At 62.8% G+C, this 23,450-nt stretch carries 19 protein-coding genes; 1 reads left to right on the top strand and 18 read right to left on the bottom strand.

Annotated elements, in window-relative coordinates; genetic code table 11:
• The first annotated feature begins 63 nt into the window (after positions 1-63).
• Positions 64-1,956, top strand: coding sequence for a DEAD/DEAH box helicase (locus I6L37_RS17455; protein ID WP_216992527.1), 1,893 nt, complete (start codon positions 64-66; stop codon positions 1,954-1,956).
• A gap of 46 nt (positions 1,957-2,002) precedes the next feature.
• Here I6L37_RS17455 and I6L37_RS17450 read toward each other — a convergent pair whose 3' ends face one another.
• From I6L37_RS17450 to I6L37_RS17365, 18 genes are all read right to left on the bottom strand, one after another.
• Complete coding sequence (locus tag I6L37_RS17450; protein ID WP_216992526.1) at positions 2,003-3,544, bottom strand: HD domain-containing phosphohydrolase; 1,542 nt, start codon at positions 3,542-3,544, stop codon at positions 2,003-2,005.
• Position 3,545: 1 nt separating this feature from the next.
• Positions 3,546-4,988, bottom strand: coding sequence for an HD-GYP domain-containing protein (locus I6L37_RS17445; protein ID WP_216992525.1), 1,443 nt, complete (start codon positions 4,986-4,988; stop codon positions 3,546-3,548).
• On the bottom strand, positions 4,985-6,118 hold the full coding sequence (locus I6L37_RS17440; protein ID WP_216994195.1) for an FIST signal transduction protein: 1,134 nt from the start codon (positions 6,116-6,118) through the stop codon (positions 4,985-4,987). The genes I6L37_RS17445 and I6L37_RS17440 overlap by 4 nt, the downstream gene beginning before the upstream one ends.
• 208 nt (positions 6,119-6,326) lie before the next feature.
• A complete protein-coding gene (nuoN, locus tag I6L37_RS17435) occupies positions 6,327-7,790 on the bottom strand; it encodes an NADH-quinone oxidoreductase subunit NuoN (RefSeq protein WP_216992524.1) in 1,464 nt (487 codons plus the stop codon).
• Entirely contained in the window at positions 7,787-9,325 is a 1,539-nt protein-coding gene (gene nuoM, locus I6L37_RS17430) for an NADH-quinone oxidoreductase subunit M (RefSeq protein WP_216992523.1), read from the bottom strand. Before nuoM ends, nuoN begins: the two co-directional genes overlap by 4 nt.
• 97 nt (positions 9,326-9,422) lie before the next feature.
• Entirely contained in the window at positions 9,423-11,270 is a 1,848-nt protein-coding gene (gene nuoL, locus I6L37_RS17425; RefSeq protein WP_216992522.1) for an NADH-quinone oxidoreductase subunit L, read from the bottom strand.
• A complete protein-coding gene (nuoK, locus tag I6L37_RS17420; RefSeq protein WP_216992521.1) occupies positions 11,267-11,575 on the bottom strand; it encodes an NADH-quinone oxidoreductase subunit NuoK in 309 nt (102 codons plus the stop codon). The genes nuoL and nuoK overlap by 4 nt, the downstream gene beginning before the upstream one ends.
• Positions 11,572-12,114, bottom strand: a complete 543-nt coding sequence (gene nuoJ / locus I6L37_RS17415) for an NADH-quinone oxidoreductase subunit J (protein ID WP_216992520.1) — start codon at positions 12,112-12,114, stop codon at positions 11,572-11,574. The genes nuoK and nuoJ overlap by 4 nt, the downstream gene beginning before the upstream one ends.
• 10 nt (positions 12,115-12,124) lie before the next feature.
• Positions 12,125-12,667 (bottom strand): NADH-quinone oxidoreductase subunit NuoI, encoded by a 543-nt coding sequence (nuoI, locus tag I6L37_RS17410; protein WP_216992519.1) that lies wholly within the window; start codon positions 12,665-12,667, stop codon positions 12,125-12,127.
• 9 nt (positions 12,668-12,676) lie between these two features.
• Entirely contained in the window at positions 12,677-13,645 is a 969-nt protein-coding gene (nuoH, locus tag I6L37_RS17405; protein WP_042026528.1) for an NADH-quinone oxidoreductase subunit NuoH, read from the bottom strand.
• Entirely contained in the window at positions 13,642-16,371 is a 2,730-nt protein-coding gene (nuoG, locus tag I6L37_RS17400; RefSeq protein ID WP_216992518.1) for an NADH-quinone oxidoreductase subunit NuoG, read from the bottom strand. The genes nuoH and nuoG overlap by 4 nt, the downstream gene beginning before the upstream one ends.
• A 41-nt stretch (positions 16,372-16,412) precedes the next feature.
• Positions 16,413-17,798 carry an NADH-quinone oxidoreductase subunit NuoF gene (gene nuoF, locus I6L37_RS17395; RefSeq protein ID WP_216992517.1) on the bottom strand — a complete coding sequence of 462 codons (1,386 nt, stop codon included), beginning with the start codon at positions 17,796-17,798 and terminating at the stop codon, positions 16,413-16,415.
• Positions 17,795-18,337, bottom strand: a complete 543-nt coding sequence (gene nuoE, locus I6L37_RS17390; protein ID WP_254203503.1) for an NADH-quinone oxidoreductase subunit NuoE — start codon at positions 18,335-18,337, stop codon at positions 17,795-17,797. Before nuoE ends, nuoF begins: the two co-directional genes overlap by 4 nt.
• 75 nt (positions 18,338-18,412) lie before the next feature.
• Positions 18,413-20,182, bottom strand: coding sequence for an NADH-quinone oxidoreductase subunit C/D (nuoC, locus tag I6L37_RS17385; protein WP_367948803.1), 1,770 nt, complete (start codon positions 20,180-20,182; stop codon positions 18,413-18,415).
• Positions 20,183-20,220: 38 nt separating this feature from the next.
• Positions 20,221-20,895 carry an NADH-quinone oxidoreductase subunit B family protein gene (locus tag I6L37_RS17380; protein WP_124238268.1) on the bottom strand — a complete coding sequence of 225 codons (675 nt, stop codon included), beginning with the start codon at positions 20,893-20,895 and terminating at the stop codon, positions 20,221-20,223.
• A gap of 29 nt (positions 20,896-20,924) precedes the next feature.
• The gene (locus tag I6L37_RS17375) at positions 20,925-21,329 is read right to left on the bottom strand and encodes an NADH-quinone oxidoreductase subunit A (protein WP_026457425.1); all 405 of its coding nucleotides are present in this window, start codon (positions 21,327-21,329) and stop codon (positions 20,925-20,927) included.
• A 318-nt stretch (positions 21,330-21,647) separates the two neighbouring features.
• Positions 21,648-22,526 carry a flagellar motor protein MotB gene (locus I6L37_RS17370; RefSeq protein ID WP_216992515.1) on the bottom strand — a complete coding sequence of 293 codons (879 nt, stop codon included), beginning with the start codon at positions 22,524-22,526 and terminating at the stop codon, positions 21,648-21,650.
• A complete protein-coding gene (locus I6L37_RS17365) occupies positions 22,501-23,259 on the bottom strand; it encodes a flagellar motor protein (RefSeq protein ID WP_042026519.1) in 759 nt (252 codons plus the stop codon). Before I6L37_RS17365 ends, I6L37_RS17370 begins: the two co-directional genes overlap by 26 nt.
• Positions 23,260-23,450: the final 191 nt, after the last annotated feature.

Here is a 23,450-nt window from a genome sequence, read left to right as displayed (position 1 = left end):
CTATAATCGCCGCCTTTTTGCTATTCCGCGGTGTTAGCCGCCTGCCTTAATCTGGAAGAATCTATGTCTGATACCGAACAACTGCCCCTTTTTAGTGAGCTTGGACTGGCCGCGCCCGTATTGAAAGCGCTGCAGGACGTGGGCTACGAGCGCCCGTCTCCCATCCAGGCCGCAGCAATTCCCCACCTGATGGCTGGGCACGATCTGCTGGGGCAGGCACAAACCGGTACAGGGAAGACCGCTGCTTTTGCCTTGCCTCTGTTGTCACGTCTGGAAGCCGGTAACCGCAACACCCAGATCCTGGTGCTGGCGCCGACTCGTGAACTGGCCCTGCAGGTAGCCGAAGCGTGCCAACGCTACGCTCACCACATGCCGGACTTCCATGTGCTGCCCATCTACGGTGGTTCCTCTTACGAAACCCAGACTCGCGCCCTGCGTCGCGGTGCCCAGGTTGTCGTGGGTACCCCGGGCCGCGTAATGGATCTGATCCGTCGCAAGAACCTGGACCTCTCCGGCCTGAAAGCCCTGGTGCTGGACGAAGCCGATGAAATGCTGCGCATGGGCTTTATCGACGACGTGGACTGGATCATGGATCAGTGCCCGGCCGGTCGTCAGGTTGCCCTCTTCTCTGCCACCATGCCGGAGCAGATCCGTCGTGTGGCCCAGAAGCACCTGAAGCAGCCCAAAGAGATCAAGATAGCGTCCAAGACTGCCACCGCGACCACCATCCGCCAGCGCTACTGGCAGGTGACCGGTCTGCACAAGCTGGACGCCATGACCCGTCTGCTGGAAGTCGAGTCCTACGAAGCCCTGCTGGTGTTCGTGCGTACCAAGAATGCCGCCGAAGAGCTGGCGAGCAAGCTGGCCGCCCGCGGCCACGCCTGTGAAGCCCTGCACGGCGACATCCCGCAGAAGCTGCGTGAGCGTACCGTCGACAAGCTGCGCCAGGGCCAGCTGGACATCCTGATCGCCACCGACGTGGTCGCCCGCGGTCTGGACGTCGAGCGCATCACCCACGTGGTGAACTACGACATTCCGTACGACACCGAATCCTACGTACACCGTATCGGCCGTACCGGTCGTGCCGGTCGTAAGGGCGAGGCCATCCTGTTCGTGGCTCCGCGCGAGCGCCGCATGCTGCGCGCCATCGAGCACGCTACCCGTCAGGCCATTGAGCCGATGAAGATGCCGAGCACCGAGGACATCAACCAGCACCGTCTGGCCAAGTTCAAGGAGCGCATCCGCGAAACCATGATGGGTGAAGAGCTCGAGATCTATCACAACCTGGTGAACGAGCTGATCGAAGAAGATTCTGCCGATCCGCTGGAGCTGGCTGCGGCCCTGGCCAAGCTGGTACAGGGTGATCAGCCGCTGCTGCTGGATGAATCCGTGCCGGATCCGCTGTTCAGCAACAACGATCGCGGTGGTTTCGACCGTCGTGACGGTGGCCGTGACTTCGGTGGCCGCGATTTCCACGACCGTGGCGATCGTCCTGCCCGTCGCATGCCGTCTCTCGAGCCGCGTCCGCTCAAAGACAACCCGGACGTGGAGATGGAGCGCTATCGCGTTGACGTGGGTGCCCACCACGGCGTCAAGCCGGGCCAGATCGTCGGTGCCATCGCCAACGAAGCGAACATCGAGAGCCGTTTCATCGGCAACATCGATATCGCCGATGACTTCTCCACCGTCGATCTGCCCAAGGGCATGAGCGCCGAGGTGCTGGAAGTGATCAAGAAGGCCCGTGTCTGCCAGCGTCCGCTGCAGATCACCCGCTACACCGAAGTGCCTGCCGGCGGCAACACCGGTGGCCGCCCGCCGCGCGGTGATCGTCCGTTCCGTGGCGACCGTCCTTTCAACAAGGATCGCCGCCCGCAGGGTGACCGCCCGTTCAACAAAGACCGTCGTGAAGGCGGCTTTGACAAGCGCAAGTTCGGTGGCAAACGCCGCGACAGCTGATCCCTGAATTGACCATCAAAAAGGCCGCTCATCGAGCGGCCTTTTTTTATCCGTTTGCAATGGCGGGGTTGCCCAGTTGCAAGGGGACGAAGTCGCCGCGATCCAGGATCCGCAAACAGGCATCGACCACCTCGGCATCGAGCTGGGTGCCGCGCATCTGGATAATCTGCTCTCTGGCCTGGGGGATGCCGAGAGAGGCGCGATAGGGGCGATCCGAGGACATGGACTCCACTATGTCGGCGACCGTGAGGATGCGTGCCTCCAGCAGGATCTCGTTGCCCTTGAGCCCCTGCGGGTAGCCGGAACCGTCGAGGTACTCGTGGTGCTGGTGGATCATCCGGGCGATGGGCCAGGGAAAGGCGATGTCCTTGAGCACCTGATAGCCGATCGCCGGGTGTTCCTTGACCAGCTCGAACTCAAGCTGGGTGAGGCGGCCCGGTTTGGTGAGGATCTCGGCGGGGACCTGGATCTTGCCGATGTCGTGCACCATGGCCCCCAGATAGATGCCGCGCAGCTGCTTCTCTTCCAGCTTCAGCTCCCGGCCGATGGCGTGGGCCAGCTTGGCCACATGTTTCTGGTGGCCGGCGGTGTAGGGATCCCGCTGCTCCAGCACGGCAGCGATGGCGCCCAGGGCATCTTCCAGTGCCAGCTCCAGCTGGCGGGCGTGCAATATCTTCTCCTGCTGGGAGCTCTGGTAAGCCTGCTGGGTATGGCGGGCCTGCAGACCATAGGCGAGATAGCCGGTCAGCTGGATGAAGAGCTCCTCTTCTTCCCGGCTAAAAAGCCTGGCCTGATCACTGTGGATGACCAGGGCGCCGGCCAAATCCTGTTGCAAGATCAGCGGTACCAGCAGGCGAGCACGCAGGAGGGCGGGCTCGTTGTCGGGCAGGCGCTGGTTGAGGCGCCGCTGCTCACGGATTGCCAGCTCCAGAGGCTTATCCTGCAGCCAGAGCGATTGTTCCAGTGTTTCGGCATAACCGGCACGGGCCAGCACGAGAGGGGGCTGACCCGGGGTCGGCGAGGCTTGCAACACGGCCACCAGCGGGAAGCGGCCATCGAAGGTGATGGCGTCGCAGAGATCCTGCAGCAACAGATGCGTATCTCCCGGCTTGAGCAGGGCGTGGTGGGCACGGCTGATGGCCTGCTGGGTCCAGCTGAGCTGCTGCAGCTTCAGTTGCTGCTCTTTTTGCTCGGTAATGTCTTCAAAGAAAACCCCGACGCCGACCACGGTTCCCTCGTCATCGTAGAGGGGAAACTTGGTGGTACTGAGCCAGCGGGACTCGCCGCCCTTGAGGTAGGGCTCTTCGGCGTGATGATTGACCTGCTGGGTCATGACCCGGATGTCATTCTCCCGATAGCGCTGCACCAGCTCCGGCGGGAAGAAGTCCTCGTCGTGCTTGCCAATGAGCTGCTCGACCGGCAGGCCGAGATCGCTGGCCAGCAGGCGGTTGCAGACCAGATAGGTGAAATGGATATCCTTGAGCAGGATCCGGTATGGCAGCTGATCCATCAACTGGATCAGCAGCTTGACGGAACCCGGGGCCTGCAGTGCGGCCAAGGCCGGCGTGGGGATCAGGATGTCGCTCATACTATCCTGCCTTGTCCATCTGTGGGGTGAAGCCATAGCCGGATTGCCAGAGCGAGAGGCAGACATTGACCACGCTCTCGTCGTAATGGATACCGGCATAACGGGTGAGCTCGGCAAAGGCATCACTCAGTGGCATGGCGCGCCGAAACGGGCGATGGGCCGTCATGGCCATCAGGGAGTCGGCTACCCGGATGATCCTGGCCTCGAGGCAGATGGCGCTCTCCGTGAGCCCGTTGGGGTAGCCGCTGCCGTCCAGATTCTCGTGATGCTGCAACACTATGGTGGCGATCGGCCAGGGAAAATCGATCTGCTTGAGGATCTCGTACCCGGCCTGGGGATGCTGCTTGATGAGGGCGAACTCCACGGGTCTGAGTTCACGGGGACGGGTGATAAGCTCGCTCGGTATCTGCAGCAGGCCGATGTTGTGCACCATGGCCGCAAGTCCCAGTCCGTCGAGCCTGTCCTGTGAAAGCTGCATTGCCTGGCCGATGGCCAGCGCCAGGTCGTGCACCCTGAGCTCGTGCCCCGCACTGTTGCGCTCCTTGTGGGTGATGGCGCTGGAGAGGGCGGAAATGGTCTGAAACAGCAGGTCGCGCTGGTGTTGTTCGCTCTCCTTGAGAAGGGTGATGTCCACCAGGGCTCCTATCATGCCCGCGATCGCCCCCTGATGGTCATAGAAGAGATCCTTGAAGCAGATCATTTCATAGTAGCGGCCGTGAACATTGGGCAACTTCAGCTCGATGCGCTGGGGCTGGCGGTTTCGCAGCAGCTCGGCATCCTTGGCGAGGTAGGCTCTGGTCAGGTTTTTGGGCAGCAGATCCTCGGCCCGCTGACCCAGCAGGTCGCTCTTGCTGATGCCGCTCAGCTGGCTGAAGGCCGGGTTGCAGCCAAGAAAGTGCCCTTCGACATCCTGATAGAAGACCGGGATGGGGATCGCCTTGAGCAGGGATTGATTGAAGTGCTGAAGATCCTGCAGCTCGGCCTGCTGGCGCAGGGCGAGCTGTTCGCTGTCCTTGCACAGCTGGATGGCGCGCGCCAGGTTGCCGAGCACGGGGTTGAACAGCTGGCAGATGGCGTGGGCGGGTTCTTGCTGCAACGAGAGCAGCAGGATGAGATATCCCCCCTCCACCTTGAGGCGATAAACATGATGGTAAACGCGCCGGCCAGGCAGCGGGAGCGGATGCGGCAGGATGCATTCGTCTCCCTCGTCTAGCCATGAGGGCAGCGGCAAGGAACTGCCGCACTGCCGGTTAAGGGCATCATCGCCGATCACCTTGAGCAGCCGGTAACCCGCCTCATCATGCTCCAGCACCATGCCGACCGGGGTACCACAGTGGTACATGAAGCGCTGCAGCACCTTGGTGAGCAGGGCATCCAGCGTCACTTCGCGACCGATGCAGAGCGCCAGATCGCAGACGATGGCCATGGCATGATCCTTGTTCATAGCCGCACCCCGTTGCACAGAATGGCGCCGTTATGGAACTGGGGATAATCCCCGCGGCGCACGTTGCCAATCTCGCCAAGGGAGAGGGCTCCGGCCAGCTCGCCAGCCCCCGAGGCGCTTAGCAGGGTCGCCAGCTCAGCGGCGCTCTGCTCCCCGAAGTGAAGCTGCCTTCCCGCGCAGTAGTAGACCTCCAGCAGGTGCACCGGTGTCAGATTTTGCTGACGGGCGAGGCGAGTGGCCAGTGCGGTAGCATGTTCGCTCGTACTCTCTGGTGCTCTTAGCAGGGTCAGTATGCTGTGATCCGGTACCTCGCCAGTGCAAAGCAGTGCCCCCTCCTGCGTTACCCCCACCGGGATCCTGACGATCACATCGTCATTGGCCCTGAGCAGGCCAAGGGGTATGTGCACGGCAAACTGATAGAGCTCTTCAGGCTGCAGGGTGTGCTGAAAATGCTGTTCGATGAGGCTTTGGTACTTGCCAAAGGCAGGTTGCCAGTCGATGAAGGCCACCTTGTTGTTTTCGCTGCTGGTGGCCAGCATGGGCTGGGCCGAAAGCTGGTAACCATGCTCGAGAAAGGGAAAGCTGTCACAGGGCAGCAGGGCGCAGGTGACCCCGCCTGCGATCTGGTTGTGGTTGTCAAACAGGCAGGGGATGGATTGAAACTGGCCACTGCCGGCATTGACCCCCGCATAGTTGACTCGGTTGGCGAGACGCAGGTAGAGCGCCTCCAGGGCCGAGGCGATGTTGGGGATCATGCAATCGAAGGTGAGAAACAGGGTTGGCGGCGTGGCGGCGGACCAGGTGGCCAGCATGGCTTCCACCGCCTCTGCTATCCCTTGGGCTATCTGTTCGGCATCGGCCCGGGGAGCAAGGGGAACCAGAGCGCAGTGATAAGGCTGTGGGCGGGGCAGCAGCCATGCGCCCCGGGAGAGCAAGCCCGGCCGGCCGAGCAGCTGGGGAAAGATGGCGCCATCCAGGGTAATGCTGAAGCGATTGCATTGCGCCTGCAGGAGAGGGACCTGCTCCCGATCCTGTTCGGCCAGCAAGAGGGTGAGCGTCGTTCCCTGATAGGAGGCCAGTAGCGCGGTCAGTGCTGTCGGGCTGAATTGATCAACATACTGTTGCTTCATCATCTGAACTCCATTCCAGACACTTATAACCATATCAATAGCAGAACCGGCAGGTGATATCTATCTCATTAATATCAGTAGAAAAAATGACAGGAATAAGAAAGCGGCAGGGCAGTTGCCTGGCATAAACAAGCAAGGTCGTGCGAAGCGGGACACGTTGCGGGAAGAGAAAACCGGCAGCCCGGGCTGCCGGTTTGAGGGAAAAGAATTACTGTAACACTACCTGCTGAAAGCCCTGCACCAGGCTGATGACTGGCTGGGGATAGAGCCCCAGCAGCAGTACCAGGACGGCGGAGAGCAAGACCACCACGCCGCCGGAGGAGAGCGCCCAGTCGGCGCTGGCATCGCGCTGCTGCATGCCGGGTTCGCGCAGATAGAGGGTCACCATCACCTTGAGGTAGTAAAAAAGCCCCAGGGCGCTGCCGAGCACTATGGCGCCGGAGAGCCACCAGAGCCGGGCCTCCACCGTGACGCCGATGAGGTAGAACTTGCCGATGAAGCCGAGGGTCATGGGGATGCCCGCGAGCGACAGCATCATCACGGTCAGCACCGCGGTCAGGTAGGGGCGATGCCAGAACAGGCCGCGATAGCTGTGCAGGGAGTCCGCATCCTTGCCGCGATAGGGGCTCGACATCATGCTCACCACCCCGAAGGCCCCCAGGCTGGTGAACAGATACATCAGCAGATAGACGCCGGCGGCCTCCACCGGCATCTGGCCGAAACGGCTCGCGACGATCACCGCCAGCAGATAGCCGAAGTGGGAGATGGAGGAGTAACCCAGCATCCGTTTGAGGTTGGTCTGCACCAGCGCCAGCAGGTTGCCGATGAGGATGGAGATGACCGCCATGGCCGCCAGCAGCCAGTGGATCATGGGGTCGGCCGCTGCCGGCACCGCCAGGTAGAAGCGCAGCAGCACGGCAAACACCGCCACCTTGCTCACGGTGGCCAGGAAGGTGGCCACCGGGGCCGGCGCCCCTTCATAGACATCCGGCGTCCAGAGGTGGAAGGGGGCCAGGGAGAGCTTGAACGCAAAGCCCACCAGCATCAGGCCAAGGCCTCCCATCAGCAGGGGATGGTGCGCCGGGCTCTGGGCCAGAGTCAGGCCGAGATCGCTGAAACTCAGGCTGCCTGCCTGGGCGTAGAGCAGCGCCATGCCGAACAGCAGGAAGGCGGTGGCAGCGGCGGAGAGCACCATGTACTTGATGCTGGCCTCCAGCGAATGGCGCTCGCGATAGGCATAGCCCACCAGCCCGAACATCGGCAGGGTCAGCATCTCGATCCCGATGAAGAGCGATGCCAGATGGCGGGAGCAGGCCAGCACCAGGCCACCGGCGGTGGCGATGAGCAGCAGCAGGAAGAACTCCTCCCGGTTGTCCGGGTAGGCTTTCAGCCAGGATTGGCCGAAGGTGCAGGTGGCAAGGGCGCCGACCAGCACCAGCCCCATGTAGAAGACGGCGTAGCTGTCTACCTGCAGCAGCGGGGTGACCCCCTGATCTCCCTGCGCCATCACGATGGGTAGCGAAAAAAGCGCCAGGTTGAGGCCGACGATGGTGACCGTATAGGCGGTGGTGATGCAGCGGCGCCAGGCGATGGCCAGCATCAGGGCCGCCATGGCACCTGTGGTCAGCAGCAGGGGCAGCAGGGCCAGCAGTTGGGAAGCGGTGAACGTCATTGCAGGGCTCCTGCGGTCGGCAGCAGATACCAGTGCAGCACGTTGATAAGGCTGCTGCTGGCGGTATCGAGCACGGGTTGGGGATAGAGGCCAAGCAGTACCAGGAGGCCTGCGATGGTGAGCATCATGGTCAGCTCACGGCTATCGAGCCCCTTGAGCACGCCCTCGTTCCTGGCAGGGCCGAAGCAGGCGCGCTGCAGCATGATGAGGGAGTAGACCGAAGCCAGCACCAGGCCGAAGGTGGCCACGGCGGTGATGACGGGGGCGACCTGGAAGCTGCCGATGAGAATGAGGAACTCGCCGACAAAGTTGCCGGTGCCCGGCATGCCGAGCGAGGCCACCGAGAAGAACAGCATGACGCCGGGCAGGTAGCGCAGCCGTCCCCACAGACCGCCCATCTGGCGCAGATCCCGGGTGTGCAGCCGCTCGTAGAGCTGACCGCACAGAATGAAGAGGCCGGCGGCGGAGAGGCCGTGGGCGATCATCTGTACCACGGCCCCCTGCAGGGCCAGCTCGCTGCCGGAATAGATGGCGATCATCACAAAGCCCATGTGGGAGATGCTGGTGTAGGCCACCAGCCGCTTGATGTCGGTCTGGGCGAATGCCACCACGGCGCCGTAGAGGATGCCGACTAGGCCCAGCACCATGGCGTAGGGGGCAAACTCGGCCGAGGCCTCGGGGAACAGGGGCAGGGCGAAGCGCAGCAGGCCGTAGGCGGCGGTTTTGAGCAGGATCCCCGCGAGATCCACGGAACCCGCGGTCGGCGCCTGGCTGTGGGCATCCGGCAACCAGCCGTGCAGCGGTACCAGCGGCATCTTGACCGCGAAGGCGATGAAAAAGCCCAGCATCAACAGCCACTGGACGCTCTTGCTCATCGGGGTATTGAGCAGCTCCAGATAGTTGAAAGTGAAGACGCCGGTGGCGTGCTGGTGTGTCAGTACCAGTCCTATGATGGCCACCAGCATGATGAGGCCGCTCGCCTGGGTGTAGATGAAGAACTTGGTGGCGGCGTTGATCCGCGACTTGCCGTCGGTGACCGAGTGACCCCAGAGCGCGATCAGGAAGTACATGGGGACCAGCATCATCTCCCAGAAGAAGAAGAAGAGGAACAGATCCAGCGCCATGAAGACCCCGAGCACGCCCCCCAGGATCCAGAGCAGGTTGAGGTGAAAGAAGCCGATGCGCTGCACTATCTCCTTCCAGGAGCAGAGGATGGCCAGCACCCCGATGAAGCAGGTGAGGATCACCATCAGCAGCGACAAGCCATCCACCGCCAGGTGCAGCGAGATGCCGAAGCGGGGGATCCAGGGCAGGCGCCACTCGGCGGCCCAGGCGGGGGCGAGAGTGGTGCCGCTGTCGAGCGCCGTGGTGGCGAGGGAGAAATCCCCTCCGAGCCAGATGGCGCAGGCGAGCAGCAGGCTGGCACCCATGGAGAGCAAGGCCACCCAGCGGACGAACTGCTCGCCGAGGCGCTCCATCTGCCAGCAGATCACGCCGCCGATAAAGGGAATTAACAAGATCCAGAGTAAGGTCACGGTATCAGCTCTCGTTCAAGTTCATATGAGGTTGCGTCCCCCGTTCCATCGGGGAGGGCAAGCAGGCTGGCTGTACGGGCATCGGTTTGGTCATGATTCACCCCAGCAGCAACAGGGCCAGCACCAGTGCGGCGCCGATCACCATGGAGGCCGCATACCAGCGCAGCTTGCCGCTGACGCTCCAGGCGAGCAGCCGGTTGCCGCGCAGGGCCAGCCAGGCTGGCAGGTTCATCAGGCGATCCAGAGGATCGCGGGCCAGCAACCGGGTCGCCAGCAGATAGGGTTTGACCCACAGCTGGTCATAGAGCCAGTCAAAGCCCCAGGCGTTGAACCAGAGCGTGCTGAGCAGGCGGCCAGGCGCGCTGTTGGCCACTGCCGTGGCCAGGCGGCGCTCGCCGAGGAACAGAAAGGCCGCCAGTGCAATTCCCGCGACGGCGATAATGGCGGAGAGGATCTCGAGGGCATGGCGCCCCTCTTCGATGCCATCGCCGGGCCCGGCCGGCAGCACTCCGGCCAGCGGCGGGGTGATCAGCGCCCCGATGCCGGTGGAGAGCACCAGCAGCACCAGCAGCGGCAGATGGTGGGCCAGACCATGGCCGGGATGGGCCTCGGTTTTCGCCTCACCGTGAAAGGCGATAAAGATGAGGCGGAAAGTATAAAGAGAGGTAAGGAAGGCCCCCGCGAGACCGGCCCACAGCAGGGCGCTCTGACCGGATGCCTGCACCTGCCACAGGATGGCGTCTTTACTGTAGAAACCGGCGGTGACCAGCGGCAGCGCGGCGAGCGCCGAGCCTCCCACCAGGAAGCAGGCATAGACCAGCGGCAGGCTTTTTCTGAGCCCCCCCATCTTGAAGATGTTCTGCTGGTGATGACACGCCACTATGACGGCCCCGGCGGAGAGGAACAACAGAGCCTTGAAGAAGGCGTGGGTCATCAGGTGGAAGATGGCCCCCTCCCAGGCACCGACCCCGAGGGCGAGGAACATGTAGCCAATCTGGCTCATGGTGGAGTAGGCCAGAATCCGCTTGATGTCGGTCTGCACCAGCGCGGCGAACCCGGCCAGCACCAGGGTAATGGCGCCGACCACGCCCACCAGATGGAGGATCTCCGGAGCCAGCAGAAACAGGCCGTGGGTGCGGGCGATCAGGTAGACCCCCGCCGTCACCATGGTGGCCGCGTGGATCAGCGCCGAGACCGGAGTCGGGCCCGCCATGGCGTCCGCCAACCAGGTCTGCAGCGGCAACTGGGCGGATTTGCCGACGGCGCCACCCAGCAGCATCAGGCAGGCCAGCGACAGGGCAGGGGAGCCCTCGGCAAACATCAGGGGGGCGCGTACCAGCAGCTCGTGGATGTTGAGGGTGCCCATCTCCCGATAGAGGAGGAAGAGGCCGATGGCGAGGAAGACGTCACCGACCCGGGTCACCACGAACGCCTTGAGGGCGGCGGCCCCGTTGTTGCGATCCTGGTAGTAGAAGCCGATCAGCAGGTAGCTGCACAGCCCTACCCCTTCCCAGCCCAGATAGACAAACAGCAGATCATCGGCCAGCACCAGGAACAGCATGCTGGCGATAAAGAGGTTGGTGTAGGTGAAGAAGCGCGAATAGCCCTCTTCCCCGCGCATGTACCAGGAGGCGAACAGGTGGATGAAAAAGCCCACCCCGGTCACCACTCCCAGCATGGTGAGCGACAGGCCATCGAGAGCCAGGCGGAACGTCGGCGTGAAGTTGCCCACCGCCATCCACTGCCACAGGGTCTGGAGGTAGACGCCCCCCGCGGGCGGATTGGCCAGAAAATCCATGGCCACCCAGAGGGTGGTGAGGGCCGACAGGCCAATGGAGCCCACCCCGATCAGGGCCGAGGTGCGCTCGCCAAAACGGCCGAGGGAGAAGGCCAGCAGCAACCACCCCAGCAGCGGAAACAGAAAGGTCAGGTATAGGAGGCTCATCCGCGCATCTCGCTCACAGTGTCCACGTTGAGAGTGTGGTAACGACGATAGAGCAGCAGTAACAGGGCGAGGCCGATACTGGCCTCCGCTGCCGCCAGAGAAATCACCAGTATGTACATGATCTGGCCATCGGCCTGGACCCAGCGGCTACCGGCCACCACGAATGCCAGTGCCGAGGCATTCATCATGATCTCGATGCTCATCAAGATGTAGAGCAGGTTGCGGCGGATCAGCAGGCCGCACAGACCGATGCAGAAGATCACCGCCGCCAGCAGCAGGCCGTGCTCCATGGGGATACCGTTCATTGCTGACCTCCTTCCTGAGATTGGGTGCGGGGCACCGAGAGCACCTCACCGCTCTTGTCCTCGCGCCCCAGGTGATAGGCGGTTACCAGGCCCGCCAGCAGCAGGATGGAGGCGAGCTCCACCGCCAGTACATAGGGGCCGAACAGGGCCACGCCCACCTCCTTGGCGGTGACCTCGCCGATGCCCAGCTGGCCGCCGGTCACCCCGAGGATGCCGTAGGCCAGAAAGCCGAGCAGGATGAGGGAGAGCAGGGCCGGACCGCCCCAGGTCATGGGGGTGAGCCACTTCTTCTCCTGGGCCTGGGCCGACCCCAGGTTCAGCATCATCACTACGAACACGAACAGCACCATGATGGCGCCGGCGTAGACGATCACCTGCAGGGCACCGGCGAAGGCGGCACCCAGGCAGAAGAAGATCATGGCCACGGCGATGAGGGAGATGATGAGATTGAGCAGCGCATGCATGGGATTGCTGGTGCTGATCACCCGCAGCGTGCTGTAAATGGCCACCAGGGCCGAGGCATAGAATGCCAGTTCCATGATTGACTCCTCAGGGCAGCAGGCTCTTGACGTCGATGGGTTTGGCCTCGCTCTCGGCATCCCCTTTCGGCTTGCCGTTGATGGCCATCCCGCTCATGCGATAGAAGTTGTAGTCCGGGTATTTGCCGGGGCCGCTGATCAGCAGATCTTCCTTCTCGTACACCAGATCCTGGCGGCGATACTCCCCCATCTCGAAATCCGGCGTCAGCTGAATGGCGGTGGTGGGGCAGGCCTCCTCGCACAGGCCGCAGAAGATGCAGCGGGAGAAGTTGATGCGAAAGAACTCCGGATACCAGCGACCATCTTCCCGCTCGGATTTTTGCAGCGAGATGCAGCCGACCGGGCAGGCCACGGCGCACAGGTTGCACGCCACGCAGCGCTCGTCGCCGTCGGGGTCGCGGGTCAGCACGATGCGGCCGCGATAGCGGGGCGGGGCGTAAACCGCCTGCTCCGGGTAGTTCAGGGTTTCACGGGGCCGCCAGGCATGGGAGAAGACCATGGCCAGACTGCGTAACTGGGTGCCGACACCCTGGATAATGCTCACGATTTTCATACTTGTGTCTCACTGCACATTCATCAGCACCACGGCTGCGGTGACCAGCATATTGATCAGGGTCAGCGGCAGGCACACCTTCCAGCCAAACGCCATCACCTGGTCAAAGCGCGGGCGGGGCAGGGAGGCCCGCAGCAGGATGAAGAGCACCATGAAGCAGGCGGTCTTCAGGGCAAACCAGATGAAGGGGGGCAACCAGGGTCCATGCCAGCCACCGAAGAAGAGGGTCACGATGAGGGCGGAGACCAGCACGATGCCGATGTACTCGCCCACGAAGAACAGCCCCCACTTCATGCCCGCGTACTCGATGTGATAGCCGTCGGCGAGCTCCTGCTCGGCCTCCGGCTGATCGAACGGATGGCGGTGGGTGACGGCGACCCCGGCGAACAGGAAGGTGACAAAGCCCAGGAACTGGGGCACCACGTTCCACAGGCCTGCCTGGGCTTCGACGATCTCCCGCAGGTTGAAGCTGCCGCTCTGGATCACTATCCCCATCAAGGAGAGCCCGAGAAACACCTCGTAGGAGAGGGTCTGGGCCGAGGCACGCAGGCTGCCAAGCAAGGAGTATTTGTTGTTGCTCGACCAGCCGGCGAACAGCACCGCATAGACCGCCAGCCCCGCGATGGCCAGGATGTAGAGCAGACCCACGTTGAGATCCGCCACGCCCCAGGTGGGGGTGAGGGGCACCACGGCAAACGCCAGGATGAAGGAGGTGAAGGCGATGATGGGGGCCAGGATGAAGATCCGCCGATCGGCGAAGGGCGGGATCCAGTCCTCCTTGAAGAACATCTTCACCATGTCCGCCGCCAGTTGCAGCAGGCCGAAGGGGCCAACCCGGTTGGGGCCATATCTGTCCTGCCACAGGGCGAGCAAACGGCGCTCGATGAAGCTCATGAAGGCGCCGGCCCCCACGATCCCCACCAGCACAATCAGCGCCTTGCCCACCTCAATCAGCAGATCCATCAGGGAATCACTCATGCGATCACCTCCTGCAGATTATCCACAGTGGCCTGGGCGAGGGCAGTCGGCAGGCCGTTCACCCCAAGGGGCAAGCCCACCAGGCCGGCAGCAAGCCGATCGCTCAGGTGAAGGCGCAATTGCCAGTGGCTGCCGCCCCAGGAGAGGGCCACCTGACTGCCCGCGCGCAAGGCCAGGCGCGCCGCATCGGCCGGGTTCAGCACCAGGGTGGGCTCGCCCATGCGGGCCTGGATGACCGGGCTTCTGGCCGAGAGCTCCTCGCCGCCGAACAGATGGGCATAGTTCACCACCTGCAGGGCAGATTGTGCCGCGAACGGGGCCGGGATGGCCTCGAACCAGCCCAGGGTCACTTCATCCGGTTCAAGCAGGCGACGGCCGGGATCCCCGGCGCGCAGATGGCCGCCCACCTCGTCCTGAAACTTGTTCCAGGCAGACGGCGAGTTCCAGCCCGGGGCCCAGGCGAAGGGCACCTGGGGCAGGGGTTGGCGCGCGCCTGCGTACCCTTCCATGGAGAAGTTGAAGGGGGAGTCGGGATCCTGCGCCACCCGCGGCTCGCTCACGTTCTGATCCGCCAGCATGGAGGTGCGACCGCTGTAGCGGTGAGGCTCGCGGGCCAGGCGCATGCCGCGAATGCGCAGGCCGGCGTTGGGGGCCGCTTCCAGCATGGTGGCCAGCAGCGGATTGGCGGCGGCGCAGGCCTGGCTTATCTGCTCATGGGTCTGCCAGCGCAGCGGCTGGCGTTTGATCGCCCCTTGCAGGGCAGCCAGCCAGCGCCACCCTTCGCGCACCTGGATGTCGGCGTCGTAGAAGGCGGGGGCATAGACCTGGAAGAAACGCTGGGCGCGCCCCTCCATGTTCACCAAAGTGCCGTCCGCCTCGGCAAAGCTGGCGGCGGGCAGCACCAGATCCGCCTGCTGAGCAGTCGGGGTGAGCTGGTGATCCACCACCAGCAGGTGCTGGAGGCGCTTGAGCGCCCCGTCGACCCGGCTGCGCGGGGCGCGGCGATAGAGATCGTTCTCCAGGGTCACCAGCGCCAGCTGATCTTCGCGTTCGATACGCTCAAAGGCCGCCTCCAGCGGCTTGCCGGCGTCGGCCATCATGGCGAGCCCGAGGGAGTTGACCTCCTGCGCCACCAGGGCAAGCGCCACCGCCTGACCGCGACCCTTGAGGGCGCGGGCGATATTGCTGGCCGCCTCAATCAGGGCTTCGGAGCTGGCGCCGGAGCCTGCGATAACAAGGGGCCGCTTGGCGCTGCCCAGCAGCTCGGCCCAGCGGGTTGCGTGCGCCTGTTGCTCGGGGGCGAGATCGGCGGGGGCGGGGGCCTCGCCGTCAAGCAGGTTGGCGATGGCAAAGCCGAGGCGCGCCTGATCGGCCGGAGCCCCGTGCCAGGTCTCTGTGGCCACGTCGTCAAGGCGGGTGGTGTCGAGACTGGTGATGAGCAGCGGATAGCGCTCGTTCTGGCCGAGGGTCTGCACCGCGGCAACTTGCCACAGATCGACTTTCATCTTGCGAGCCAGTTCGCGGGCTTTGCCCTTGACCGCCTGGCGCAGGGCCAGGGCGATGCGGGCGGCAGTCTGGGTGACGTCTTCGCCGAGCACCAGGATGGCGTCGGCCTCTTCCATGTCACGCAGGCTCGGGGTGCGAATACCGCCGTGCTGCAATATGTGCAGCATCTTCAGCTGGCAGGCCCACTCTGCCTGTTCGACGCCGCTGTAGAAATTCTCGGCCCCCACCAGCTCGCGCAGGGCGAAGTTGCTCTCCAGCGACGCGCGAGGGGAGCCAATGCCGATGACGCCGCTTGCGGTGCGCAGGGCATCGGCGGCGCGGTTGAGGGCGCCATCCACCGTGATGGCGAGCTTGTCGCTCCCCTCTTGCAGCAAGGGTTGGCGCGGCCGATCGTTCAGATTGACGTAGCCATAGCCAAAGCGGCCACGGTCACAGAGGAAGTAGTGGTTGAGGGCGCCGTGGAAGCGGTTTTCGATGCGGCGCAGCTCGCCGTAGCGCTCCCCCGGGCTGATGTTGCAGCCGACCGCACACTGCTGGCAGATGCTCGGGGCAAACTGCATGTCCCACTTGCGGTTGTAGCGCTCGGAGTGGGTCTTGTCGGTGAATACCCCGGTCGGGCATACCTCCACCAGGTTGCCGGAGAATTCGCTCTCCAGGGTGCCATCCTCGACCCGCCCGAAGTAGACGTTGTCGTGAGCGCCGTAGACACCAAGATCCTCGCCGCCGGCATAATCCTTGTAGTAGCGTACGCAGCGGTAGCAGGCGATGCAGCGGTTCATCTCGTGGGCCACGAAGGGGCCCAGATCCTGGTTCTGGTGGGTGCGTTTGGTGAAGCGGTAACGCCGGCTGTTGTGGCCCGTCATCACCGTCATGTCTTGCAGGTGGCAGGCGCCGCCCTCTTCGCACACCGGGCAGTCGTGGGGGTGGTTGGTCATCAGCCACTCCACCACGCTCTTGCGAAACTCTTTTGCCTCTTCATCTTCAATGGCGATGTAGCTGCCATCGCTCGCCGGGGTCATGCAGGACATGACCAGGCGACCGCGTGTGTCGTCGGCATTCTGGTACTGTTTGACCGCGCACTGGCGGCAGGCGCCGACGCTGCCAAGCGCCGGGTGCCAGCAAAAATAGGGGACGTCGAGACCCAGCGACAGGCAGGCTTGCAACAGGTTGTCCGCCCCGTCTACCTCGTACTCTTTTCCGTCTACATGAATGGTTGCCATACCTCTTCCCTGAAACCTGTTTGGTGAAATCTGTTCTGCGCTTACCAGCGCTCGCCCAAGAGGTTGGGCTGGATCCCTTTGAGCGGCTTGCGATTGTCGCCGTGGCCCTTGATCCCGGCCACGAACTCGGGGCGGAAATACTTGATGGCGCTGGCCAGCGGTTCGACGGCGCCGGGGGCATGGGCACAGAAGGTCTTGCCGGGGCCGAGGAAGTTGCACAGCTGCTCCAGGGTCGCCAGATCGCCGGATTGCCCTTCGCCACGCTCCAATGCCCGCAACAGCTTGACGCTCCAGGGCAGGCCGTCGCGACACGGGGTGCACCAGCCGCAGGATTCGCGGGCGAAGAACTCCTCCATGTTGCGCAGCAAACTCACCATGTTGATGCTGTCATCCACCGCCATGGCGAGCCCGGTGCCCATCCGGGTGCCCACCTTGCCGATGCCGGCGGTGTACATCTGGGCGTCCAGGTGTTCTGGCAGCAGGAAGCCGGTGCCGGCGCCGCCCGGCTGCCAAGCCTTGAGACGATAGCCGCTCTGCATACCGCCGGCGTACTCCTCGAACAGTTCGCGGGCGGTGATGCCGAAGGGCAGTTCCCAGACTCCCGGGTTGTTCACTCTGCCGGAAAAGCCCATCAGCTTGGTGCCGTGATCTTCCGAACCCGGCAGGGCCAATCCTTGATACCAGGGCACGCCGTTGCCTATGATGGCCGGCACGTTGCACAGGGTCTCGACGTTGTTGACGCAGGTGGGCTTGCCCCAGACGCCGCTGACGGCGGGGAAGGGGGGTTTGGCGCGCGGGTTGGCGCGGCGCCCTTCCAGGGAGTTGATAAGCGCCGTCTCCTCGCCGCAGATGTAGCGGCCGGCGCCGGTGTGAACGAACAGCTCGAAATCAAAGCCGGAGCCCAGGATGTTCTTGCCAAGGAGCCCCGCGGCCTTGGCCTCTTCCACGGCGCGACGCAGATGGATGGCGGCATCCACATACTCGCCGCGCAGGAAGATGTAGCCGCGGTAGGCCTTGAGGGCCCGGGCCGAGATGATCATCCCCTCGATGAGCAGGTGGGGCAGTTGCTCCATCAGCAGCCGGTCTTTCCAGGTGTTGGGCTCCATCTCGTCGGCGTTGCAGAGCAGGTAACGGATGTTCATGCTCTCGTCCTTGGGCATCAGCCCCCACTTCACCCCGGTGGGAAAGCCCGCGCCGCCGCGCCCCTTGAGGCCGGCATCCTTGACGGTGCTGACGATTTCATCCGGGCTCATCTGGCCGAGGGCCTTGCGGGCGGCCTCATAGCCCTGTTTGGCCTGGTATTCGTCCAGCCACACCGGCTGGCCGTCGTCGCGCAGACGCCAGGTGAGCGGGTGGGTCTCGGGGGCGCGAGGGGTGCGGTTGGCGGTGCCGAAGGAGGCGAGGGTCTTGCGCTGATCAAGGCTCATGGGTAAGCCTCCAGAGTCTTGAGCAGGCTGACGGGATCGAGCCCGCCATAGGTGTCGTCGTCGATCATCAGCGCCGGTCCCTTGTCGCAGTTGCCAAGGCAGCAGACCGGCAGCAGGGTGAAGCGGCCATCGGCGCTGGTCTGGCCGGGGGCGAGGTTCATCACCTCCTTGAGGCCGGCCAGCAACTGTTCGTGACCGTTGATGTAGCAGACCATGCTGTCGCAGACCCGGATGATGTGGCGTCCCACCGGCTGGCGGAAGATCTGGCTGTAGAAGGTGGCGACCCCCTCCACGTCGCTGGCGGGAATGCCAAGCTCGGCGGCGATGGCGTGAATGGCACCGTCGGGGACCCAGCCGCGGGCCTGTTGCACGATCTTGAGCGCCTCTATGCTGGCGGCACGGGGATCTTCGTAGTGGTGCTTCTCGTGTTCGATGGCATCGCGTTCAGCCTGGCTCAGGACGAACTCGTCCCGGTTGCTGTTGCATGCCCCTTGCCCCTGTGGGGTCTGATTATGATGACACTGACATTGCTGGCTCATGACTTGACCTTTGGTGGCTTGTCCCTTTACTGCGCGTCTCGTCTGTCGCCCCCTTCGCGAAGGGGGCGACAGGACTCAACGGTCCACATCCGACATAACGAAATCGATGCTGCCCAGATAGACGATGAGATCCGATACCATGCTGCCCTTGATCACCGAGGGGATCTGTTGCAGGTGGGCAAAGCTCGGGGTGCGGATCCGGGTCCGGTAGCTCATGGTGGAGCCATCGCTGGTCAGGTAGTAGCTGTTGATCCCCTTGGTCGCTTCTATCATCTGCAGCGACTCGGCCGCCGGCATGACAGGGCCCCACGACACTTGCAGGAAGTGGGTGATCAGGGTCTCGATGTGCTGCAGGGTGCGCTCCTTGGGCGGTGGCGTGGTGAGGGGATGATCCGCCTTGAAGGGCCCTTCCGGCATGTTCTTCATGCACTGCTCGATGATCGACATGCTCTGGCGGATCTCCTCGATGCGCACGGTGGCGCGGTCGTAGGCATCGCCATTGCTGCCCACCGGCACCTCGAAGTCGAACTGATCGTAGCCGGAATAGGGGCGCCATTTGCGCACGTCAAAGTTGAGGCCGGTGGCCCGCAGGCCAGCGCCCGTGGTGCCCCAGGCGAGCGCCTGTTCGGTGGTGTAGGCGGCGACCCCTATGGTGCGCCCGCGCAGTATGCTGTTGCGCATCGCCGCCTTCTCATACTCCATCAGCCGCTTGGGCAGCCAGCTCAGCAGATTGTCCTGGATGAGACGCTGCCACCCTTGAGGCAGATCGTGAGCCACGCCGCCGATGCGAAACCAGGCCGGGTGCATGCGCGCGCCCGTGATGGCCTCGATGATGGTGTAGATGCGCTGGCGGTCGGTGAAGGTGAAGAAGACCGGGGTCATGGCCCCCACGTCCTGGATATAGGTGCCAAGGAACAGCAGGTGGCTCTGGATGCGAAACAGCTCCGCCATCATCACCCGGATCATGTCGACCCGCTGCGGCACCTTGATGCCGGCGAGCTTCTCGACCGCCAGCACGTAGGGGAGATTGTTCATCACGCCCCCTAAGTACTCGACCCGGTCGGTGTAGGGGATGTAGCTGTGCCAGGACTGGCGCTCCCCCATCTTCTCGGCGCCGCGGTGGTGATAGCCGATGTCGGGCACGCAGTTGCGGATCTCCTCGCCATCGAGCTGCAGCACCAGGCGAAACGCGCCGTGGGCGGAGGGGTGGTTCGGGCCGAGGTTCAAGAACATGTAGTCCTCGTTCTCGTTGCCGCGGGCCAGGCCCCACTCCTCGGGCTTGAACAGCAGGTTCTCCTGCTCCATGTCCTGCTTGGCGGCATCGAGCATGAAGGGATCGAATTCGGTGGCCCGCGCCGGGTAGTCCTTGCGCAGGGGGTGTCCCTGCCAGCTTCTCGGCATCATGATCCGGGTCAGGTGGGGGTGGCCGTCGAAGGTGATCCCCAGCAGATCCCACACTTCCCGTTCGTACCAGTTGGCGTTGGGGTACTGGCCGGTGATGGTGGGCAGGGTCAGATCGCTCTCCAGCAGCGCCACCTTCAGCATCAGATCGCTGTTTCGCTCGATGGAGATGAGGTGATAGAAGACGGTGAAATCGCTTTGTGGCAACCCTTCCCGGTGGCTGCGCATCCGCTCGTCGGTGGCGCTCAAGTCAAACAGCATCACGAACGGGGAAGGAAGGGCGCGCAAGAAGCCCATCACGTCGAGCAGCAGCTCGCGGGAGAGCCAGACTACGGGCACGCCGGTGCGGGTGGTTTGCAGCGTGAAATGGTCAGCGCCAAAGTGGGCGAACAGTTCGCCTATCACCCTGGCATCCTGATGATCGCTTGGCTGCCACTGGGCCATGGTGTAGTTGCTTGGAAACTCTCGGGTCAATTTCATGGTCAGATCTCATCCGGCGTGCGCAGGTTGGTCACATTGATCCGCTCGCCGCGCTTGCGCTCTTTTTCGGCCTGCATCTGGGGGCGGTAGATCCCCTGATCCCCCACCACCCAGGAGAGCGGCCGGCGCTCCTTGCCGATGGACTCCTGCAGTAGCATGAGCGCCTGCAAAAAGGCCTCGGGGCGGGGCGGGCAGCCCGGAATGTAGACGTCGACCGGCAGGAACTTGTCGACCCCCTGCACCACGGAGTAGATGTCGTACATGCCCCCCGAGTTGGCACAGGCCCCCATGGAGATGACCCACTTGGGTTCGAGCAGCTGCTCGTAGAGACGCTGAATGACCGGCGCCATCTTGATGAAGGGGGTGCCGGCTATCACCATGAAATCGGCCTGACGGGGAGAGGCCCGGATTACTTCGGCGCCGAAGCGGGCGACGTCGTGGGGGGAGGTGAAGGCGGTACACATCTCCACGTAGCAGCAGGAGATGCCGAAGTTGTAGGGCCACAGGGAGTGCTTGCGGCCCCAGTTGACCGTGTCTTGCAGCACCTCCTCGAGACGCCCCATCATGATGCCGCGCGTCGCCTCTTGTGCCAGCGGGTCATCGACGGTCTGGCGCTGCTCCTGGGGGTAACGCTCGACGGGCGCATCCGGGTCAATCCGGGTCAGGGTGTACTTCATGGTGCAACCTCAAGGAAAGGATCTGTGATTCAGTCAGTTTTCTTGTCGTTTAGTGGCGCCTTGCGCGGCGACCAGTCCAGCGCACCGATGCGCCAGAGGTAGACCAGGCCGATGAGCAGCAAAACGATGAAAATGGTGGCCTCGATGAAGCCGACCCAGCCGGTTTCGCGCACCGACACCGACCAGGCAAACAGATAGAGCGCCTCGACATCGAAGATGACGAAGAACATGGCGACCAGATAGAACTTGGCGGAAAAACGCAGGCGGGCACTGCCGACCGAGTCGACACCGGATTCGAAGGGTTTGTTCTTGGTGCGGCCGTAGGCGCGCCCCCCCAGTACGGCGGCAAGACCGATCATTCCCAGGCAGAGGCAGATGGCAGCAACGACATAAATGGCAAAAGCCCAGTGTTGTACAGCAATATCGGCAAACATAGAGGTTTTCCCTAACCAAACTATTCATGCTACTTAACATTGATGTTACGTAGTATGACATTTCCGTACTGATTTACATGTCATTTTTGCCGCTTAATTATTAATCGACTGGTTGAATGTTAAAATTTGTTACGAACTTCAATTTTTTGATGAAAAGGTAGCAAATGAAAATGGCGGGACAGGGCGTGCGCCACCCAGCATCGATGAGTGTTTTAAATTGTGAAAGGGTTATTGCTGAAGTTGACAAGGGGCGATATGGAGGACTGGAAGGCTCGATCGGCATTCAGGAAAGTGATGCGGTTGATGCCTGTGTATTTATCAGGGTTTTAGCAGAGGAAGGGATTCTTCTGCAGCCTTGCCTTGGGAGAGGGTGATTTCGACCCTGCGGTTCGCCTGGCGGTGGGCTGAGGTGTCATTGGGGTAGCGAGGCTGGGTATCGGCCACCCCCTGGGCGACGATGCGTCTGGCGTCCAGTTTGGGGTTGCCGATCAGGGTCTGGACGATGGCGGCGGCCCGCAGCACCGACAGTTCCCAGTTGTTGCGATATAGCTCCACCGGCGCCTGGGAGTTGTCGGTGTGCCCCGTTACTACCACCCGCCCCGGGATACCGGTAAGGATGGTGCCAATCTTGTTGACCAGGGGGATAAACTGGGGCTGCAGGAAGGCAGAATCCGAGGGAAACAGCGCCTTCTCGCCGATGCGGATCACCAGCTGGCTGCCGAGCTGCTCAATTTCCAGATCCTTGGATTCGATCTGTGACTTGAGCTGCTGCTCAAGCTTCTGCTTGGTTGCCTGCACCCACTCCTGCTCCTTGGCCTTGTAGGGCCAGTCATTGGTAGGACTCGGTTGTTCAGAGGGGCCTATGGTTTCGTTGATGGGATCGGCGGCTGCGGCATGCTCAACTTTGTCCAGGATCGTCTCTTTTTGCGGCTCGCCGGGGGCTGTCTTCGAGTCGGGCTCCAGGATCCCGGTTCCTCCCTGCATCACGGGGGAGCCGGCCGGCGGCGAGATGAGACCTATCTTGCCCAATGACTCGATAAAGCCCTGGATCAGCACCCGGGTTTCCGACTGCTTGGCCATGGCGAAGGAGTAGAGCACCACGAACAGGGCAAACAGCAGGGTCATGAAGTCGGCATAGGAGACCAGCCAGCGTTCATGGTTCTCCGGTGCTTCAGCCTTTTTCTTTTTCGCCACCATGTGCTCCCAGATAAGGTTCGAGGGTCACCTGCAGGCGAGCCTGGGATTCGCCGTCCACGATGCAGAGGATGCCGGTCAGGGTCATCTCCTTGTAGTGGCGGATCTGATGGGCGAACGCCTTGTAGCGGTTGCCGAAGGGCAGGAAAATCAGGTTGGCGGCGGAGACCCCGTAGATGGTGGCGATAAAGGCCACCGCGATGGCGCCCCCCAGTTTGTCCGGCGCATCCAGCAGGCCCATGGCGTGAATAAGACCGAACACGGCGCCGACGATCCCCATGGTCGGGCAGTAGCCGCCCATGGCTTCGTAGAATTTGACGGTCTGTTCGAGATCTTCCTGTTCGAACTCGATCTCGTTTTCCAGCACCTCGTGGATCTTGGTCTTCTCGTAACCGTCCACCATCATCTGTACCCCTTTTCTCAAAAAGGGATCCTTGATCTCCTCGATCATCCCCTCGAGGGCCAGCATGCCGCTGCGTCTGGCATTGCCGGCCAGGTTCTCCAGTAACTGGGCCTGCTCATGCAGATCGAGCTTGAGAGGAGAGAGCAGCCATTTGAAGCGTTTCATCGTGCTGCCAACGACCGAGAAGGGGAATTGCGTCAATGCGGCGCCAATGGTACCGCCGATGACGATGAGAAACGCTGGCAGGTCGAGCAGCGCACTGGGGTGACCGCCTTCGATCATGTTGCCGCCAAGGATGGCGATCAGTGCCAGTACCAGGCCGATCAAACTCATCTGTTACCCGTCCATGAATGGTGATAGTGGCTAGTGTAGCTACTTAAGTGTCAGTTTTTCAAAACGATATCCAATCGGTGAACAAATAAATGAGCGATGGTGGCGGGGGCAATGAAGGGAAGAAAAAACGAGCCCGGATGTGACACAAGGGGCGCAACGCCAAGGAGAGAAAAAGGGGAGAAACAAAGAAG

This window comes from Aeromonas sp. FDAARGOS 1407 (assembly GCF_019048725.1).
Lineage (GTDB): Bacteria > Pseudomonadota > Gammaproteobacteria > Enterobacterales > Aeromonadaceae > Aeromonas > Aeromonas enteropelogenes.
The sequence above is the reverse complement of the archived record's forward strand: the minus strand, read 5'-3'. Positions and strand labels throughout refer to the sequence as shown.